This window comes from Weizmannia sp. FSL K6-3076 (assembly GCF_038007245.1).
GTDB lineage: Bacteria > Bacillota > Bacilli > Bacillales > Bacillaceae_C > Weizmannia > Weizmannia faecalis.
Genome location: NZ_JBBOWU010000001.1, coordinates 3511884 through 3531372, shown reverse-complemented (window position 1 = coordinate 3531372; position 19489 = coordinate 3511884). Strand labels below are relative to the sequence as shown.

14 protein-coding genes, 2 tRNA genes, 3 rRNA genes and 1 pseudogene are annotated in these 19489 nt (G+C 47.9%); 1 reads left to right on the top strand and 19 read right to left on the bottom strand.

Annotation, left to right across the window (positions count from 1 at the left end):
• Positions 1-9: 9 nt before the first annotated feature.
• Together NSS95_RS16705 and metG are read right to left on the bottom strand one after the other, a co-directional pair.
• The gene (locus tag NSS95_RS16705) at positions 10-786 is read right to left on the bottom strand and encodes a TatD family hydrolase (RefSeq protein WP_179234116.1); all 777 of its coding nucleotides are present in this window, start codon (positions 784-786) and stop codon (positions 10-12) included.
• A gap of 150 nt (positions 787-936) precedes the next feature.
• Positions 937-2904 carry a methionine--tRNA ligase gene (gene metG / locus NSS95_RS16700; RefSeq protein WP_260832189.1) on the bottom strand — a complete coding sequence of 656 codons (1968 nt, stop codon included), beginning with the start codon at positions 2902-2904 and terminating at the stop codon, positions 937-939.
• A 455-nt stretch (positions 2905-3359) separates the two neighbouring features.
• Between metG and NSS95_RS16695 the strand changes: the two are divergent.
• Positions 3360-3620 (top strand): annotated as a pseudogene (locus NSS95_RS16695) (AbrB/MazE/SpoVT family DNA-binding domain-containing protein); the annotation flags it as partial.
• A gap of 170 nt (positions 3621-3790) precedes the next feature.
• Here NSS95_RS16695 and rsmI read toward each other — a convergent pair.
• The 17 genes from rsmI to NSS95_RS16610 all read right to left on the bottom strand — a co-directional run bounded on the left by rsmI (position 3791) and on the right by NSS95_RS16610 (position 19423).
• On the bottom strand, positions 3791-4675 hold the full coding sequence (rsmI, locus tag NSS95_RS16690; protein ID WP_017550881.1) for a 16S rRNA (cytidine(1402)-2'-O)-methyltransferase: 885 nt from the start codon (positions 4673-4675) through the stop codon (positions 3791-3793).
• Positions 4638-4931 carry a GIY-YIG nuclease family protein gene (locus NSS95_RS16685; protein WP_014096588.1) on the bottom strand — a complete coding sequence of 98 codons (294 nt, stop codon included), beginning with the start codon at positions 4929-4931 and terminating at the stop codon, positions 4638-4640. Before NSS95_RS16685 ends, rsmI begins: the two co-directional genes overlap by 38 nt.
• Positions 4915-5661 carry a tRNA1(Val) (adenine(37)-N6)-methyltransferase gene (locus tag NSS95_RS16680; protein WP_017550882.1) on the bottom strand — a complete coding sequence of 249 codons (747 nt, stop codon included), beginning with the start codon at positions 5659-5661 and terminating at the stop codon, positions 4915-4917. Before NSS95_RS16680 ends, NSS95_RS16685 begins: the two co-directional genes overlap by 17 nt.
• Before the next feature lie 79 nt (positions 5662-5740).
• Positions 5741-6124, bottom strand: coding sequence for a DNA replication initiation control protein YabA (yabA, locus tag NSS95_RS16675; protein WP_014096590.1), 384 nt, complete (start codon positions 6122-6124; stop codon positions 5741-5743).
• Positions 6125-6139: 15 nt separating this feature from the next.
• A complete protein-coding gene (locus NSS95_RS16670; protein WP_013857981.1) occupies positions 6140-6967 on the bottom strand; it encodes a PSP1 domain-containing protein in 828 nt (275 codons plus the stop codon).
• The gene (gene holB, locus NSS95_RS16665) at positions 6960-7961 is read right to left on the bottom strand and encodes a DNA polymerase III subunit delta' (RefSeq protein ID WP_014096591.1); all 1002 of its coding nucleotides are present in this window, start codon (positions 7959-7961) and stop codon (positions 6960-6962) included. Before holB ends, NSS95_RS16670 begins: the two co-directional genes overlap by 8 nt.
• 16 nt (positions 7962-7977) lie before the next feature.
• Positions 7978-8418 carry a YaaR family protein gene (locus NSS95_RS16660; RefSeq protein ID WP_014096592.1) on the bottom strand — a complete coding sequence of 147 codons (441 nt, stop codon included), beginning with the start codon at positions 8416-8418 and terminating at the stop codon, positions 7978-7980.
• Positions 8419-8433: 15 nt separating this feature from the next.
• On the bottom strand, positions 8434-8763 hold the full coding sequence (locus tag NSS95_RS16655) for a cyclic-di-AMP receptor (RefSeq protein WP_013857978.1): 330 nt from the start codon (positions 8761-8763) through the stop codon (positions 8434-8436).
• A 101-nt stretch (positions 8764-8864) separates the two neighbouring features.
• Complete coding sequence (tmk, locus tag NSS95_RS16650; protein ID WP_014096593.1) at positions 8865-9518, bottom strand: dTMP kinase; 654 nt, start codon at positions 9516-9518, stop codon at positions 8865-8867.
• A 13-nt stretch (positions 9519-9531) separates the two neighbouring features.
• The gene (locus NSS95_RS16645; RefSeq protein ID WP_017550884.1) at positions 9532-11001 is read right to left on the bottom strand and encodes an aminotransferase class I/II-fold pyridoxal phosphate-dependent enzyme; all 1470 of its coding nucleotides are present in this window, start codon (positions 10999-11001) and stop codon (positions 9532-9534) included.
• 182 nt (positions 11002-11183) lie between these two features.
• Positions 11184-11396 (bottom strand): sigma factor G inhibitor Gin, encoded by a 213-nt coding sequence (locus NSS95_RS16640; protein WP_014096595.1) that lies wholly within the window; start codon positions 11394-11396, stop codon positions 11184-11186.
• 719 nt (positions 11397-12115) lie between these two features.
• The gene (locus NSS95_RS16635) at positions 12116-13291 is read right to left on the bottom strand and encodes an IS256 family transposase (RefSeq protein WP_017551449.1); all 1176 of its coding nucleotides are present in this window, start codon (positions 13289-13291) and stop codon (positions 12116-12118) included.
• Positions 13292-14334: 1043 nt separating this feature from the next.
• Positions 14335-14450, bottom strand: a 5S ribosomal RNA gene (gene rrf / locus NSS95_RS16630).
• Positions 14451-14582: 132 nt separating this feature from the next.
• A 23S ribosomal RNA gene (locus NSS95_RS16625) occupies positions 14583-17515 on the bottom strand.
• Positions 17516-17604: 89 nt separating this feature from the next.
• Positions 17605-17677, bottom strand: a tRNA-Ala gene (locus NSS95_RS16620).
• A gap of 13 nt (positions 17678-17690) precedes the next feature.
• Positions 17691-17767: transfer RNA gene (locus tag NSS95_RS16615), tRNA-Ile, on the bottom strand.
• A gap of 102 nt (positions 17768-17869) precedes the next feature.
• Positions 17870-19423, bottom strand: a 16S ribosomal RNA gene (locus NSS95_RS16610).
• The 16S, 23S and 5S rRNA genes sit together here with 2 tRNA genes alongside, the layout of an rRNA operon.
• Positions 19424-19489: the final 66 nt, after the last annotated feature.

Genomic DNA, 19489 nt, shown 5'->3' with positions numbered 1-19489 from the left:
ACTCGCTTTCTATGCATGATCTTTTATTCTAAACAATTTTTCTGCATTTAACATCGTCTGTTCGGCAACTTTTTCAAAAGGAATGCCTTTAATTTCCGCAATCTGCTCAGCGACCAGTTTCACATATGCCGGCTCATTGCGTTTCCCGCGGTACGGATGCGGGGCAAGATAAGGGCAGTCCGTCTCAACCAAAAGCTTTTCAAGCGGGACCTCGGCAGCTACTTCTTTCGGTTTTTTTGCATTTTTAAACGTCACCGGGCCGCCAAGTGAAATGTAGAAATTCATTTTGATGCATTCTTTCGCCGTTTCCGGGCTGCCGCTGAAACAGTGCATAATGCCGCCTGCTTCCTGTGCATTTTCCTCTTTTAAAATTTGCACACAGTCTTCTGTCGCTTCCCGGTTATGGATAATAATGGGCAAATCAAGCTTTTTGGCGAGCCGGATTTGCCGCCTGAACACTTCCTGCTGTACCTCTTTCGGCGATTTATCCCAATGATAGTCCAGCCCGATTTCGCCGATCGCCACCACTTTCGGATGATGGGCAAGAGATTCAATCCAGTCCAGGTCTTCATCTTTCATGTCAATCGCATCAACCGGGTGCCAGCCGATCGCTGCATACAGAAACGGGTATTGGTCAATCAGCGCCATCGCTTTTTGGATGGTCGGCCTGTCAAACCCGACGACCGTCATCTTTTCCACACCGGCTTCCCGTGCTCGCGCGATGGTGGCTTCTAAATCGTCTTTGAACGCTTCATCATTGATATGCACATGGGTATCAAATAACATCTTTTTCACCTCAAATTCTTCACGTTTGTTTTCACATATGATCGGGAAAAACATCTATTTTTCCTGAAAAGTAAAAGAAAAACATAGAGAGATCCGTCGAAATTTGTTCCACGTGAAACATCTCTATGTTTTTCATCTCATCTGGTCCCTTTATTTGACAATCGCGCCGAGCGGCAGGCTTTCATCAATGGTTGCCAATGACAATATGCCGTCTTTTTCGCCTGCGAGAATCATGCCTTGTGACCATTCACCGCGCAATTTGACAGGTTTCAGATTGGCCACGACAATGACTCTGCGCCCGACCAGTTCTTCCGGTTTGTAATATTCCGCAATGCCGGAAACAACCTGGCGCTGTTCATCTCCAAGGTCAAGCTGCAGTTTCAACAGTTTGTCGGCTTTTTTTACCGGCTCACAAGCGGTTACTTTTGCGACACGTAATTCCACTTTTGCGAAATCATCGATCGTGATCCCGGCTTTTGTGTCTTCCGCTTTCGCTTTTTCTTCTTTCGTTTCTTCTTTTTTCGGAGCCGCACCTTGCATTTGCGATTTGATAAACTGAATTTCTTTTTCCATATCGAGACGCGGGAAAATCGGCTTGCCTTTTTTCACAACCTTTGTGCCTTCCGGAATGCTGCCGAATAAGGACAGGCTTTCCCATGTATGCAAGCTCTCATCCGTAATGTTCAGCTGGTCAAAAATTTTCTTTGGCGTTGATGTCAAAAACGGCTGTAAAAGGATGGCGATATGGCGCAGCGACTCCGCCAAATGGACCATCACTTCGGCAAGATCCGCCCGTTTGGTTTCATCTTTTGCCAATGTCCACGGAGTTGTTTCATCAATATATTTGTTTGTACGGCTGACAAATTCCCATAAAGAAGCGAGTGCAACCGAGAACTGCATGTTTTCCATCGCATCTTCGTATTTTTTCACAGCCTCTTTATATGCGGTCACAAGCTGGATGGAATACGGATTGTGCGAACCGGCAAACGTTGGAATGACACCGTCAAAATACTGGTTCATCATCGCAATCGTACGGTTCAGCAGATTGCCCAGATCATTGGCGAGGTCAAAATTGATCCGTTCCACAAACCCTTCCGGCGTAAAAATGCCATCCGCCCCAAACGGCACTTCACGCAGCAAGTAATAGCGGAGTGCGTCGAGCCCGTACCGGTCAATCAAAGTAACCGGGTCAATGACATTCCCTTTTGATTTCGACATTTTTCCGTCTTTCATAAGGAGCCAGCCGTGTGCAAATACTTTTTTCGGCAGCGGAAGGCCAAGCGCCATCAGCATAATCGGCCAGTAAATCGTATGGAAACGAACGATTTCCTTGCCAACAAGATGGACGTCAGCCGGCCAGTATTTCCGGTAGTTCGAATCGTCATCACTACCGTAACCGAGTGCTGTAATATAGTTAGTCAGGGCATCAATCCAGACATAGATGACATGTTTCGGATCCCCGGGCACTTTTATCCCCCAGTCAAACGTTGTCCGCGATACAGCAAGATCCTCAAGCCCCGGTTTGATGAAGTTATTGATCATTTCATTTTTCCGGCTTTCCGGTTGAATGAAATCCGGATTTTCCTCATAGTATTGCAAAAGCCGGTCGACATATTTCCCCATTTTGAAAAAGTACGATTCCTCTTTTACTTTTTCTACTGGTCTGCCGCAGTCCGGGCATTTGCCGTCCACAAGCTGGCGTTCCGTGAAGAAGGATTCACAAGGCGTACAGTACCAGCCTTCGTACTCTCCCAAATAAATATCGCCCTGGTCAAGCAGCTTCTTGAAAATCTTTTCCACTGCCTTTTTGTGGCGGTCCTGGGTCGTGCGAATAAAATCATCATTGGATATTTCGAGTTTTTTCCATAGATCCTGGATGCCGGCGACAATTTCGTCGACATATTGCTGCGGTGTCACGTCTTTTTCCTTTGCTTTGCGTTGGATTTTCTGGCCGTGCTCATCCGTGCCGGTCAGGAACATGACGTCAAACCCGCGCAGCCTTTTATAACGGGCCATCGCATCGCCTGCAACGGTTGTATAGGCATGGCCGATATGTAAATTTCCGCTCGGATAATAGATCGGCGTTGTGATATAAAAAGTTTTCCGTTTCTCTTCCAAACCAGCCTCCACCTTTCGATAACATTAGACATTTCTTTTGCACATTTCGCGCGCTGCTTAGAACTTCTAAACAATAAGTATAAAACTTTTCGTGAAAATAAGCAAAAACGTGGATTTTTGAAAAAAAGGCCCATATATTCAGTATACCGCATCAACAGGATGCATTGCATCTTTATGGCGCCCGGTACAGCACATTATCCATTATAGACGGCATTCCGCCGGTTTAACCGGTGCAAGGGCCGTGACTTTTATCCTTGTCGAAAAATATTTTAAACAAATTTGTTTTTTTATTCCAATTTATCTTCTATAATACAATTAGATAGGTTGTATAGTTTTTGAAGATTCAGGGGTATTCGCCAGTTTTCGATAGATATAGAAGGTCAGCATTTGTGCAACCGGGTTTGGTATCAGGGTTTTGTACAGGTTCACATTTACTTTAAGGGAGGAAAGCGTTAATGAAATCAACAGGCATTGTACGGAAAGTCGACGAGCTCGGCCGTGTTGTCATTCCAATTGAATTGCGGAGAAATCTTGGCATTGCTGAAAAAGATGCATTGGAGATTTATGTCGATGATGACAAGATCATTTTGAAAAAGTACAAGCCCAATATGACCTGTCTCGTTACCGGGGAAGTCTCGGATGACAATCTCCAGCTGGCAGGCGGAAAAATTGTTTTAAGCCGTGAAGGCGCAGAATTGCTGATGCAAGAAATTAAAGAAAATTTTCATTTGGAAGATCAACCGGCTGAAGAAAATGAACAGGCAAAAGACGAAGCAGATCCATTCGCATCCAAACCTGAGCCGGAACCGGAACCCCGCTGAAACGCGGGGTTTTTTTAAGCCTTGGACAGATCTTTGTTGCCAAATATCCTCCCTAGGTTTTTAATTCACAGTTCGTGATAGATTTGGTAGACTTCCCTTTTTGGCAGTTTCCGGTCTTTTGCCGCAAGCTTGATCGCTTCTTTTGCCGGCAGCTGTTTTTGCTGCATATAGGCTTCCACATGCTCCTTAACGGATAGCGCCGTCCACCAGAAATCGTCGTCTTCTTCCCCTGTTTCAGGGCTACCTTCCACAACCAGGCAGAACTCGCCGCGCACTTCATTGTTTTCGACCCATTCCACCGCTTCTTGAATCGTCCCCCGCAAAAATTCCTCAAATTTTTTCGTCAGCTCACGGCTGATGGAAATTTGTCGCTCACCCAGCACCTCCGCCATCATTTGCAGCGTATGTTTCAGCCGGTGCGGTGCTTCATACAAAATGAAAGTGGACGGAATTTTTGCGAGCCGTTCCAGTGCCGCCCGCTTTTCCTGCTTTTCCCGTGGCAGAAAACCGTAAAACGTAAACGGCTGCGGTGCAATCCCAGAAGCAATTAACGCCGTAAGTGCCGCGTTTGCGCCTGGAAGCGGCACAACAGGGATCCCTTCGCGAATGCAGGCAGTGGCAAGCTCATAACCCGGATCCGAAATGCACGGCATGCCTGCGTCGCTTACAAGGGCAATCTTTTCGCCGCGCGTAAGCCTCATGATTAAATCGCGTGTGCTCGCTTCTTTATTATGTTCGTGATGACTTACAAACGGCGTGTGAATATCGAAGTAGCTGCACAACTTTTTGCTGTTTCGCGTATCTTCAGCAGCAATCAAATCGGCTTCTTTTAAAATGCGCACCGCCCGGAATGTCATATCTTCCAGATTGCCAATCGGGGTCGGGACCAAATAGAGAATCCCTTTATTTTTTTCATCCTGGAAACTTTGCTGCCTGTGCAAGGTCGACACCTGCCTTCTCCAAAAATCGCTCTTTTTCCCGGCGTGAAAGCTTTTTAAAAGCATATTCCGCTTTCATGGCCTCGCTTTTTGTCGCATATTCCTGAAAATACAAAAGCTTGACCGGTGTCCGCGTTCGCGTATACTTGGCGCCCCGGCCCTCGCTGTGTTCGCGGAAGCGCCGTTTTAAATCAACGGTATACCCGCCGTAAAAACTGCCGTCACAGCATAGAAGCACGTAAAAATATGATTTAGTTTTTGTTTCCATACAGCAATTCTTTCACTTCTTCCGTATATTCGCCATCCTGCCCGTACACGAACAACGGTGGGAGAATCTTTAAATCCGGTTTTCCGTCTTTTATGCCTTCCACCAGAATCGTATTCGCTTCTTTGCCTGCTTTCGGATAAACAAACCGGAGCCGTTTTGGTTCGAGACGGTGTTTTTTCATCAACGTAATCAAGTCGACCAGACGTCCCGGGCGGTGCACAAACGCCGCTTTGCCGCCCTGCTTGAGCATCCTGCTGCTGACTTTTACGACATCTTCCAATGTACAAAAAATTTCATGGCGGGCAATCGCAAAATGCTCATTTTCATTTTGAATATTCTTCGTCTGCGAAGGAAAATAAGGCGGATTGCACGTTACCACGTCAAATTTGCTGCAGCCGAGCACATCCGGCATCTCCTTCAAATCGCCGTGAATGATCCGGATCCTGTCCTCAAGCCCGTTATAAGCGACGCTTCTTTTTGCCATATCCGAGAGGCGTTCCTGAATTTCGACCCCGGTAATCTCCGCTTTCGTACGGTTGCTTAATAAAAGCGGGATTACCCCGTTCCCCGTGCACAAATCAAGCACTTTCCCTTTTTGGATCGGCAGCCATGCAAACTTTGCCAGAAGCACCGCATCCAATGAAAAAGCAAACACGGACGGGCTTTGCACAATCCTTAAATTTTCCGCAAGCAAATAATCCAATCGTTCGTCTCCTGATAATGTCACCATACCCTGTAGCCTCCAAAAACAACGGCTGCATAAAACAGCCTTCCCGGTAAAAGGAAGGCTTTTCATCTTGGACCGTTCGTTACTTCTTGTTCAAAAAGGAAAGGCAGAACAGGCAATCTTCCCCGTTGCGTGGGCTGCCGAAATGGACATTGCAAATATGGAAGCCTTCCTGATAAAGGCGGGCCAGATTGTCGTACCCTTCGCCGATATCAAGAAGCGTCTGCGGCACGCCCTTTTCCTTGATTTTCCGGACAATCTCGGCCGGTTCCTCATGCGAATCTGTGCCTTCCCCGCCGGATTCGGGCTGCAACTGGCGCCTGAAATAGTCATTCTGAATTTTCAAAATGCTGTTTTCTTCAATGACTTCCGTCAAATCCCGTTTCAGTTCCCCCAACTTTTCCTGGAGCGCCCCGATCTGCACTTCCATTTGCTGTATCGCCTCAAATAATTCTTTCCTATCCATCAGTTCTCCACCTCATTAATCCGTGGATTGAATTGACACAACATCCGCACTTAAAAATTCTTCCATCGTATACTCAATCGTACGCCCCTGGCTTTGTAATTCAATTTGCAAAACGCGTTCCAAAATGTTCAGGCCGGTCACTTTTCCGGTTCCGTAAGGCGTTTTCACCATTTCCCCGACATCCGGAAACGCTTCTTTTACCGCTTCATATTCATCATTCTCATATTTCAGGCAGCACATGAGACGTCCGCAAAGCCCAGAAATTTTCGCCGGATTTAATGACAAATTCTGGTCTTTTGCCATTTTGATCGATACCGGCTCAAAATCACCCAAAAACGTGGAACAGCACAGCATCCTGCCGCAAGGACCGATGCCGCCAAGCATTTTGGCTTCATCCCGCACCCCGATTTGGCGGAGTTCGATCCTTGTCCGGAAAATGGACGCCAAATCTTTTACGAGCTCCCGGAAATCGACACGCCCGTCAGCGGTAAAATAAAAAATAATCTTATTCCGGTCAAATGTATACTCCACATCCACCAGCTTCATCTCAAGCTGGTGTTCCGCAATTTTTTTCATGCAAATCCCATATGCTTCTTTTGCTGCCGCTTTATTTTCATCCACTGTCATATGATCTTTCTGGTCGGCAATCCGGATGATTTTTTTCAGCGGCAACACGACATCATGTTCCCCGACAACTTTGGGATTTGTCACAACAAAGCCATACTCAATGCCGCGCGCAGTTTCGACGATGACGGCATCATTTTTTTTAACGGGAAAATCGCCTGGGTCGAAATAATATACTTTGCCGGCTTTTTTAAACCGGATTCCTACTACGTTAAACAAAGGCCGTTCCCCCCTGCAAATTTAAAACAAGCTGTTCCATGAGCAGCTGTTGATTGACATTGGCACCCAATTTCTTTTTTGCATCAAGAATGGCTGCCAGTTTTTCAGCCAGAGAACGCGGGGAGCAGGAAAGAATATCTGCAGAAAGACGGTTTAGCTGATCGGGATAAACGACATCTTCCTGTTTTCCCAGATGGATGGAAAGAAGATCTTTATAAATCCATATCAACAGATCCAACCCGAGATCCAGTTGATTTTTTTCTTTAAAATGCCCAAACCACGCTTCCTGCAAAAAAACCATTGCGTGGGAAGGTGATTTTGAAAGGGTTGTATACAATTTTAACACGATTTTTCGGGCTTGTGCAAACCACTCATCTTTGCTTAAATCAAGCGCTTCTTCCAAGTGGCTTGTCATATGGGAAAGAAGCGGGGCCAAATCGGGGCTGACCCCGTTTTCAATCAGCTGTTTTTTCAGTATGGCGGGTGGGACCGGCTTGAATGAAACAACCTGGCAGCGGGATAAAATGGTCGGCAGGATCCGGTGCAGCTGGGTTGTCATCAGCACAGCCGTCGTACCAGGATTCGGCTCTTCCAGAAACTTCAGCAGGCTGTTGGCGGCGCCTGTTGACATTTTTTCAGCGTCTACAATCATATACAGTTTCCGTTTCGACTCCACTGCCCGTTTGGAAAACTCCTGCTGCAACGCTTTAATCTGCTCCTTCTTGATCGAAAGGCCGTCCGGTTCAACCAGATGAACGTCAGGATGGGTGCCGTGGCTGATTCTTAAGCAATTCGAACAGCTTTCGCATGGGAAAAAATCATCCACAGGCTGCAGGCAAAATAATGTTTTCGCCAGTAGCTGTGCAGCTTCTTTTTTCCCTGTGCCGCGTCCGCCTTCAAATAAATAAGCATGCGCCATCCGGCTGCGCCTGATGCTGTGTTTCAGCAAAGTTGCTGCAACAGGCTGAATACTTTCAAATGCTTCCCATGTCATGGCTTCTTCCACTCTCTTAAGTATATAAATTAATCAGCAAACCTTTTACCTCGCCGATTTTCCCCAGTATATCGAGAGCGGGCTGCTCTTTTCTGAGACAGGCGTCGGTAAGATCCGCCAGTTTTTTGTCTATGGTTTCCACTATATTCAATTTGCGGCTTTCCCCGAACCGGTCGAAGCTTTGTGACTGTTTATTTTTCATCCCGTATTCGACAGTTTGCTTCACAAATTGTTTTACAAGCGACTTGAATTTGGACAAATCTTTAAGATTGCGCGAACGGGCAAGTCGGCTGCCGGCTTCGTCAATTTGCGACAATAGCTGGTGAAATTCATTCATTTGCAGCTTTTCCCTGCTTGTGTCCATCATTTCGGCAAAATTTGTTGTGCCCGTTACCATGCTTTTTGCTTCGCGGGCCGTTTTGTCCAAACCAATACGCAAATCCTGTTGTATTTTCAATCCCTTATTCCCCCGTTAAAACTGGTGAAATTCATCTACTGGCAGGACAAATACTGTCGCGCCCCCCACTTCGATTTCGACCGGATACGGGATGTAGCTGTCGGCATTTCCGCCCATCGGTGAAACCGGGGTAATAAACTGTTCCCTCGATTTGCAATTTTCCTTAATGACCTGCAGCGCTTTATTGACACGAATTTCTTCCGTCCCAATCAGAAAAGTCGTATTGCCTGATTTTAAAAACCCGCCTGTTGATGCAAGTTTTGTCACACGAAAATTATGATCAACCATGGCTTTCATCAACCGGTTGCTGTCCTGGTCCTGTACGACTGCGACGATCAGTTTCATTTTTTCCCCTCCTGAATTTTCAACCGTATATTTATCCCTCATTATATCATCTTCCATTTACCGTTATATATGAAATTCTGCTCCTGTATGTGAATTTCCTTTTATCCGGGGAAATTTTTCCCGTAATGTCGGAAAATGGCGTCCAGCACTTTTTGCAAAGCGGTATGATATATATATTCTACCTCTTTATTGGCATCAATGGCATGTATTCTCTCCGGAAACCGTTTTAACAATATTTGGAACCCTTCTCTTACCTTTCTATGGAAGTCGATGGCTTCCAGATCAAGGCGGTTTACTTCACGGTTGTGATTTTTGGCAATCCGGCTGAGGCCTGTCTCTGCTTCTACATCAAAATAGAGCGTCAAATCCGGCAGCAGCCCGCCCGTTGCAAACTGATTGATCCGGTATACTTCCTCTATCCCGATTCCTCGCGCATAGCCCTGGTACGCGAGCGAACTGTCAATAAACCGGTCACACAGGACAATGCGCCCCTGTTCTAGTGCCGGCAAGACCTTCTCTGCAAGATGCTGGCGACGGCTTGCCGCATACAGCAAAGCTTCCGTCCGCGCATCCATTTCCGTATTTTCCGGGTTCAAAATGATGTGCCGAATCTGCTCGGCAATTTTAATGCCCCCGGGTTCCCGCGTCAACACAACGGGATAGCCGTTTTCCTTTAAGTGTGCGGCAATCATCCCGGTAATGGTCGTTTTCCCCGCACCCTCAGGTCCTTCTGCTGTAATAAAAATTCCTTTCATGTTCTCTCCCTCTCTATTTATAAACTGCCAGCCTGTTTTCAAAAAACGGAGCATCCGCGTGAAACCTTGCCCCGCAAGCGCGCAGTTGTTGGATTTGGTAAATATGGGCGTCTCTAACCTGTTCACCCGGCACAAGAAGCGGCACACCGGGCGGATACGGCGTAACCATTTTTGCCGCAATCCGCCCCTTCGCTTCTGCAAATGATACCCATTCTACCTCTTTTTCTTCCATTTCATCATAAGCAAGGTGGAGTTCCGTTAACCCATGCAGGACGTCCAAGCCTGCTGTTTCCATCCGGCTATATCCGGACGCCTGTTTTTGCTCCACCCGTTTCAGCAGGGATTCATTCTCGGCTTGTGGAGATACTCCGGACAGTGCTGCTTCGATCCGCCCGGCAGCATCCTCATACGGAAAAGGCATACCGTTTTTTAAAAGCGGCAGCACAAAGACAACCCGTTGTAAATCCGCCATTTCTGTGTACACACCGGCACCTTCAAGCACGGACTGAAGTTTGAACCCGGAGAGGCCGGGAAATGTCGCCAGCAATTTCAGCGGATCCTGCCCCTCCTTTTTCTCCCATTTTAACATCTTGCTGAGCCGCGCGGAAAATTGCTCCCTTTGTGTCAGGGTATAGCAGATATCTTCACGGCTGAAATTGGCGGCATACCACCTTGCGTAATCGAGCGACATCATAATGGGATACGACGGGCTGCTCGATTGCAGTGCCGATAAATAGAATCCAAGTCTTTCAAACGGAAAATGCGGCGCACGGATATGTAAAAAAGACCCCATTGTCATAGCCGGCAGCATCTTATGGGCAGACTGGACAGCGGCATCTGCCCCCTGGTGAAGCGCCGTCTCCGGAAACGGGGAGCCAATCTGAAAATGCGCACCATGGGCTTCATCCACCAACACATAAGCGCCGTTTTGATGTGCGATGTCAGCCACAGCCCGCAAATCGTAGGTGATGCCATAATAAGTCGGATAAGTCAAAATACACGCTTTCACGTCCCGGTATTTCCTGAACGCCTGTACAAATAATCTTTCTGAAAATCCTGCCGGCATTTGGCGTTCCTTATCGATTTCAGGAAAAACAAAAACCGGATTTGCCCTGGCAAGCCTGAGGGCATGCAAAACCGATTGATGGCAGTTCCGGTCCACAAGCACACGATCCCCCGGCCGGCATACAGAAAGGATCATGGCGAGGTTGCCAACGGTGCTTCCGTTTACGAGAAAATAGCTCTTTTCACTGCCGTAATAAGCAGCCAGCAAATCCTGTGCTTCTTGAATGGCTCCTTCAGCATGGTGCAAATCATCCAGCCCGGACAATTCTGTTGCATCATATTGTAAAAAAGACGCGCTTTCTTTTAACAACGGCTCAATCAACAAGCCGTTTTTATGCCCCGGCACGTGGAACGAAACGGGATTTTTATGTTGATAGCGGCATAGCGCTTCAAATAATGGCATTCGATTTTGATCCATCTCCGTACCCCTTATCATACGGAGCCGCCTGTAAAAACCGGCCCCGAGTTTACTTATTCTATTTTACTATAAACGGGTAAAAGCGGGCAGGAAATGGGTGATTGAAGTTTTTCCGATTGTCCGAGTATCTTTTCATAGAGTAGCATTTACACGGGCAGAACAAAAAAATAACCAAGCCTGTTTTAATATGCTTGGTCATGTATACATTTTGGGCTTTGAACTGCTTTCAACTGTCGGACAAAATAGGAATAACGCGGATCTCCCGTATCGGTACGGACCATTTCCTTTTCGCAGTCACTGCAGATAAATGATGTATAAAGATGGATGCCGTTATGTTTCAATTTCTCACAAACAATGCACATTTCCGGTTCATGTCTCAGGGCACTCCGATCCATCTGCTCCACCCCCTGCTCATTATAATTGCCATCATTTCCGCGGACTATTCACAATCAAAGAGATTTTTTCAAATGTTGCAACGAGAAAGCGAAATGATGTATGGTATCGTATGCCGGTTTTTCAGGTGTGTGTATGTCTCAAAAGAACGCGATAAGAAAGAGCTTGCTGACAAATTGGGTACAAACTCAGAATCGGATTCGTTCAGCAAACCTTAACGAAGACGGGCTTTATGTGAAGGAAGAGACTCGTTTTTGTTTGCTTCCTTGACGTAGACGGGCTTTATGTGAAGGAAGGCCGTCTTTTTTGCTTGCTTTCTTAACATAGACGCGCTCTATGTGAAGGAGGGCCCTCAATTTTCCGCGCTTCCTTAACGTAGACGCGCCCTATGTTAAGGAAGACCTTTGTTTTTGCTTGCTTCCTTAACATAGACGGGCTCTAAGTGAAGGAAGACCTTCGTTTTTGTTTGCTTCCTTAACGTAGACGCGCCCTATGTTAAGGAAGACCTTTGTTTTTGCTTGCTTCCTTAACATAGACGAGTCAAGTCCAGGTTATTGTGTAAATTTATGGGCAAATGTTTTCAACCACCCCTTCATTTTTTCGGCTTAACTTCCATGGATTTTTTTCTTCATCTCCGGGAAGGGATGTCAAATGCCTTTCAATTTGACATCCCTTCCCGGAGATGAAATCATCCATGATGGAAGTTAAGCTGAAAATGCTGCTAACTATTCTTTCCCATAAGTGACTTCCTCTTCGAGTATTCTGTATCTTGATACTGCATTAAAACGGCACCAACCAAACGAAAAGCAGATTGGGTATTAGGAAAAATGCGAATGACCCTTTCCCTTCTACGAACCTCTTGGTTAAGCCGCTCGAGGGAATTAGTACTCCGTATGTGCATACGGATATTCTCAGGAAAGTTCATGTATTGGATAGTATCTTCAAAACCTTCATCTAAAATGGCCAGGGCTTTTTCAAATCTTGCTTCTGTACCAAATTTGTTTATTAATTCATCTTTAAACTTGCGTATGTCCTCAATCGTAACGGCCTCAAACACGCGCTTAATCATCACCCGGATTTCTGCAGTATCTTTTTTGGGCAGTTTTTCAATGATATTGCGTTTAAAATGAACATTGCACCTTTGCCAAGCAGTGCCAATGAATTCCCGTTGTATTGCTTTCTGAAGGCCCATGTGAGCATCGGAAATAACGAGTTTTGGTGATTGGAGTCCACGTGATTTAAGTTGTTTAAAAAATGAACTCCAACTCTCCAAACTTTCTGCATGGTCAACGCTTAAACCCAGTATTTCACGTGTATTCTTCTCTGTAATGGCAGTCGCAATATAAACAGCCTTTGATATGACCTTATGGTGCTCCCGTACTTTTATATACATGGCGTCCACAAACACATAAGGGTAGTAGGTTGTATTCAACGGTCTCTCGGCCCAAGCATTCACAATGGGATCCAGTTTTTGCGTAAGGGAAGAGACAAACGACTTGGATACATTCTTACCGCAAAGCTGTTCTACGACATTTGTGACCTTACGGGTAGAGACGCCATTGATGACCATCTCCAACATTGAAAGGACGAAAGCTTGGTCACATCTGGCATACTTTTCAAATAAGGTAGTTGAGAATTCGCCATTACGTGTCCGGGGAACTTTTAATGTAACATTGCCGATGCTCATCAACAGCTCGCGTTCATAGTAACCGTTCCGGTAATCCCGGCGTTCAACAGCGCGTTCATAAGGGCTCGTTTTTAAATAGTCATCCCTTTCCTTTTCCATAAACTCGTTTAACACGAGGACAACCGCTGATTTAATTACCGCGTCAAGATCGGAAGTCATGATGGCTTCTTTTAAAACATCCAAATTTAGGTTAAACTGTAAGTGAGTCATTTTATCTCCTCTTTTCATTGTTTATCGTCGTTGAAAACAGTGTTGCCAAGAGTTGATAAAATGACTCCTTCTTTTTACACAATTATACGGACTTAATCCATAGACGGGCTCTAAGTGAAGGAAGACCTTCGTTTTTGTTTGCTTCCTTGACGTAGACGGGCTATATGTGAAGGAAGGCCGTCTTTTTTGCTTGCTTTCTTAACATAGACGCGCTCTATGTGAAGGAGGGCCCTCAATTTTCCGCGCTTCCTTAACGTAGACGCGCCCTATGTTAAGGAAGGCCTTCGTTTTTGCTTGCTTCCTTAACGTAGACGCGCCCTATGTTAAGGAAGACCTTTGTTTTTGCTTGCTTCCTTAACATAGACGGGCTCTAAGTGAAGGAAGACCTTCGTTTTTGTTTGCTTCCTTAACGTAGACGCGCCCTATGTTAAGGAAGACCTTTGTTTTTGTTTGATTCCTTAACATAGACGCGCTCTATGTAAAGAAAGACCGCCTTTTTTCCGCGCTTCCTTAATGTAGATGCGCCCTATGTTAAGGAAGACCTTTGTTTTTGCTTGCTTCCTTAACGTAGACGCGCTCTATGTAAAGAAAGACCGCCTTTTTTCCGCGCTTCCTTAACGTAGATGCGCTCTAAGTGAAGGAAGATCTTCGTTTTTGTTTGCTTCCTTAACATAGAGGGGCTCTATGTAAAGAAAGGCCTTCGTTTTTCGACGCTTCCTTAACGTAGACGGGCTCTATGTTCAATTTACTTTTTGCACTTTTTGAGATGTTTTCTTAATTCCTTTCGTTACTCTAAAAATTCCCGTTCCTGTACGTAATATCATATCCATGGGAAACCTCTCTCTAGATGTTCATTTCAAGGTGTACATTTAGATAATAGAGTGTCTTCCCATTTTTTCACTTATCTGCCCCTCCGAGTAAAATTTTACATATACTCGGCATTTATCTTCCCTTATCGTTGGGCTACGTCCTTCATACGATTGAAGCGAGGATGGTAAAAGAAATAAAAAAACCACAGACCATTTGTCTGCGGTTCTCTTTTGGCCCGGCAACGTCCTACTCTCGCAGGGGGAAACCCCCAACTACCATCGGCGCTGGAAAGCTTAACTTCCGTGTTCGGGATGGGAACGGGTGTGACCTTTCCGCCATCATCACCGGACCTGTATAATTTTTGGGATGTGTTCCCTGAAAACCGGATGGGAGAAAAAACTGTAAACGGAGAACGCGTTTCTAACTTTGAGAATTGTCTAGCTCCAGTGCACCTTTTTCAAGGCGCCCTTCGCTTTTCTATTTGGTTAAGTCCTCGATCGATTAGTATCCGTCAGCTCCACGCGTCGCCGCGCTTCCACCCCGGACCTATCAACCTGATCATCTTTCAGGGATCTTACCAGTATAAACTGTGGGAAATCTCATCTTGAGGGGGGCTTCATGCTTAGATGCTTTCAGCACTTATCCCTTCCGCACATAGCTACCCAGCGATGCCTTTGGCAAGACAACTGGTACACCAGCGGTGCGTCCATCCCGGTCCTCTCGTACTAAGGACAGCTCCTCTCAAATTTCCTGCGCCCGCGACGGATAGGGACCGAACTGTCTCACGACGTTCTGAACCCAGCTCGCGTACCGCTTTAATGGGCGAACAGCCCAACCCTTGGGACCGACTACAGCCCCAGGATGCGATGAGCCGACATCGAGGTGCCAAACCTCCCCGTCGATGTGGACTCTTGGGGGAGATCAGCCTGTTATCCCCAGGGTAGCTTTTATCCGTTGAGCGATGGCCCTTCCATGCGGAACCACCGGATCACTAAGCCCGACTTTCGTCCCTGCTCGACTTGTAAGTCTCGCAGTCAAGCTCCCTTATGCCTTTACACTCTGCGAATGATTTCCAACCATTCTGAGGGAACCTTTGGGCGCCTCCGTTACCTTTTAGGAGGCGACCGCCCCAGTCAAACTGCCTGCCTGACACTGTCTCCCACCCCGGTAAGGGGTGCGGGTTAGAATTTCAATACAGCCAGGGTAGTATCCCACCGATGCCTCCGCCGAAGCTGGCGCTCCGGTTTCCAAGGCTCCTACCTATCCTGTACAAGCTGTACCAAAATTCAATATCAGGCTGCAGTAAAGCTCCATGGGGTCTTTCCGTCCTGTCGCGGGTAACCTGCATCTTCACAGGTACTATAATTTCACCGAGTCTCTCGTTGAGACAGTGCCCAGATCGTTACACCTTTCGTGCGGGTCAGAACTTACCTGACAAGGAATTTCGCTACCTTAGGACCGTTATAGTTACGGCCGCCGTTTACTGGGGCTTCAGTTCAGAGCTTCGCCTTACGGCTAACCCCTCTCCTTAACCTTCCAGCACCGGGCAGGTGTCAGCCCCTATACTTCGCCTTGCGGCTTCGCAGAGACCTGTGTTTTTGCTAAACAGTCGCCTGGGCCTATTCACTGCGGCTTCCCGGGGCATACACCCCAAAAAGCACCCCTTCTCCCGAAGTTACGGGGTCATTTTGCCGAGTTCCTTAACGAGAGTTCTCTCGCTCACCTTAGGATTCTCTCCTCGCCTACCTGTGTCGGTTTGCGGTACGGGCGCCTTTCACCTCACTAGAGGCTTTTCTTGGCAGTGTGGAATCAGGAACTTCGGTACTAAAATTTCCCTCGCCATCACAGCTCCGCCTTGGCGCGAAGGATTTGCCTCCGCACCGGCCTAACTGCTTGGACGCGATCAACCAGTGTCGCGCTTGCCCTATCCTCCTGCGTCCCCCCATCGTTCAAACGGTGAAGAGGCGGTACAGGAATATCAACCTGTTGTCCATCGCCTACGCCTTTCGGCCTCGGCTTAGGCCCCGACTAACCCTGAGCGGACGAGCCTTCCTCAGGAAACCTTAGGCATTCGGTGGAAGGGATTCTCACCCTTCTTTCGCTACTCATACCGGCATTCTCACTTCTAAGCGCTCCACCGGTCCTTCCGGTCCGGCTTCAACGCCCTTAGAACGCTCTCCTACCACGGACACCATACGGTGTCCATCCGCAGCTTCGGTGATACGTTTAGCCCCGGTACATTTTCGGCGCAGCGTCACTCGACCAGTGAGCTATTACGCACTCTTTAAATGATGGCTGCTTCTAAGCCAACATCCTGGTTGTCTAAGCAACGCCACATCCTTTTCCACTTAACGTATACTTTGGGACCTTAGCTGGCGGTCTGGGCTGTTTCCCTTTCGACCATGGATCTTATCACTCACAGTCTGACTCCCAAGCATAAGTTTTTGGCATTCGGAGTTTGTCTGAATTCGGTAACCCGATGAGGGCCCCTCGTCCAAACAGTGCTCTACCTCCAAAACTCTTCGCTTGAGGCTAGCCCTAAAGCTATTTCGGAGAGAACCAGCTATCTCCAAGTTCGATTGGAATTTCTCCGCTACCCACACCTCATCCCCGCACTTTTCAACGTGCGTGGGTTCGGGCCTCCAGCAAGTGTTACCTTGCCTTCACCCTGGACATGGGTAGATCACCTGGTTTCGGGTCTGCGGCCTCATACTCTTTCGCCCTGTTCAGACTCGCTTTCGCTGCGGCTCCGCTTCTTCAGCTTAACCTTGCATGAGACCGTAACTCGCCGGTTCATTCTACAAAAGGCACGCCATCACCCGTTAACGGGCTCTGACTACTTGTAGGCACACGGTTTCAGGATCTCTTTCACTCCCCTCCCGGGGTGCTTTTCACCTTTCCCTCACGGTACTGGTTCACTATCGGTCACTAGGGAGTATTTAGCCTTGGGAGATGGTCCTCCCGGATTCCGGCGGGATTCCTCGTGTCCCGCCGTACTCAGGATCCACTCGGGAGAGAACGAAGTGTCAGTTACAGGGCTTTTACCTTCTCCGGCAGGCCTTTCCAGGCCGCTTCACTTAACCTGTTCTTTTGTAACTCCCATATGAGTGTCCTACAACCCCGGAAGGCAAGCCTTCCGGTTTGGGCTGTTTCCTGTTCGCTCGCCGCTACTTGGGAAATCGCAATTGCTTTCTCTTCCTCCGGGTACTGAGATGTTTCAGTTCCCCGGGTGTGCCCTTCCTGCCCTATGGATTCAGGCAGGAATCCTGTCCGATTAAAGACAGGGGGTTTCCCCATTCGGAAATCTCCGGATCAAAGCTTACGTACAGCTCCCCGGAGCATATCGGTGTTTGTACCGTCCTTCATCGGCTCCTAGTGCCAAGGCATTCACCGTGCGCCCTTTCTAACTTAACCATAAAAAGGTTTAAATCCAAAAATAAGCGATTCTCGGTTTACTTGGTTTGTTTCTCCTATCCGGTTTTCAAAGAACACATTTATAAAGGTGGAGCCTAGCGGGATCGAACCGCTGACCTCCTGCGTGCAAAGCAGGCGCTCTCCCAGCTGAGCTAAGGCCCCGATCATTAAGGAATGGTGGGCCTGAATGGACTTGAACCATCGACCTCACGCTTATCAGGCGTGCGCTCTAACCAGCTGAGCTACAGGCCCTTAATGAAAGGAAATATAAGGAAGGATTGAACCTTCAAAACTGAACAAAACGGAAACATCAAACTTAATTTTGGAAAACGAAGTTTTCCTTAATTTCCTTAGAAAGGAGGTGATCCAGCCGCACCTTCCGATACGGCTACCTTGTTACGACTTCACCCCAATCATCTGTCCCACCTTCGGCGGCTGGCTCCGTAAAGGTTACCTCACCGACTTCGGGTGTTACAAACTCTCGTGGTGTGACGGGCGGTGTGTACAAGGCCCGGGAACGTATTCACCGCGGCATGCTGATCCGCGATTACTAGCGATTCCGGCTTCATGCAGGCGGGTTGCAGCCTGCAATCCGAACTGGGAATGGTTTTCTGGGATTGGCTTAACCTCGCGGTCTCGCAGCCCTTTGTACCATCCATTGTAGCACGTGTGTAGCCCAGGTCATAAGGGGCATGATGATTTGACGTCATCCCCACCTTCCTCCGGTTTGTCACCGGCAGTCACCTTAGAGTGCCCAACTGAATGCTGGCAACTAAGGTCAAGGGTTGCGCTCGTTGCGGGACTTAACCCAACATCTCACGACACGAGCTGACGACAACCATGCACCACCTGTCACTCTGTCCCCCGAAGGGGAAGGCCCTGTCTCCAGGGAGGTCAGAGGATGTCAAGACCTGGTAAGGTTCTTCGCGTTGCTTCGAATTAAACCACATGCTCCACCGCTTGTGCGGGCCCCCGTCAATTCCTTTGAGTTTCAGCCTTGCGGCCGTACTCCCCAGGCGGAGTGCTTAATGCGTTAGCTGCAGCACTAAAGGGCGGAAACCCTCTAACACTTAGCACTCATCGTTTACGGCGTGGACTACCAGGGTATCTAATCCTGTTTGCTCCCCACGCTTTCGCGCCTCAGCGTCAGTTACAGACCAGAGAGCCGCCTTCGCCACTGGTGTTCCTCCACATCTCTACGCATTTCACCGCTACACGTGGAATTCCACTCTCCTCTTCTGCACTCAAGCCTCCCAGTTTCCAATGACCGCTTGCGGTTGAGCCGCAAGATTTCACATCAGACTTAAGAAGCCGCCTGCGCGCGCTTTACGCCCAATAATTCCGGACAACGCTTGCCACCTACGTATTACCGCGGCTGCTGGCACGTAGTTAGCCGTGGCTTTCTGGCCGGGTACCGTCAAGGCGCCGCCCTGTTCGAACGGCACTTGTTCTTCCCCGGCAACAGAGTTTTACGACCCGAAGGCCTTCTTCACTCACGCGGCGTTGCTCCGTCAGACTTTCGTCCATTGCGGAAGATTCCCTACTGCTGCCTCCCGTAGGAGTTTGGGCCGTGTCTCAGTCCCAATGTGGCCGATCACCCTCTCAGGTCGGCTACGCATCGTTGCCTTGGTGAGCCGTTACCCCACCAACTAGCTAATGCGCCGCGGGCCCATCTGTAAGTGACAGCAAAAGCCGTCTTTCCTTTTTCCTCCATGCGGAGGAAAAAACTATCCGGTATTAGCCCCGGTTTCCCGGCGTTATCCCGATCTTACAGGCAGGTTGCCCACGTGTTACTCACCCGTCCGCCGCTAACCTTTTAAAAGCAAGCTTTTAAAAGGTCCGCACGACTTGCATGTATTAGGCACGCCGCCAGCGTTCGTCCTGAGCCAGGATCAAACTCTCAGTAAAGATGTTTGATAAAAGCTCAAAAAGAATTTGACGTTTCGTTTTGTCCAGTTTTCAAGGAACAATCAC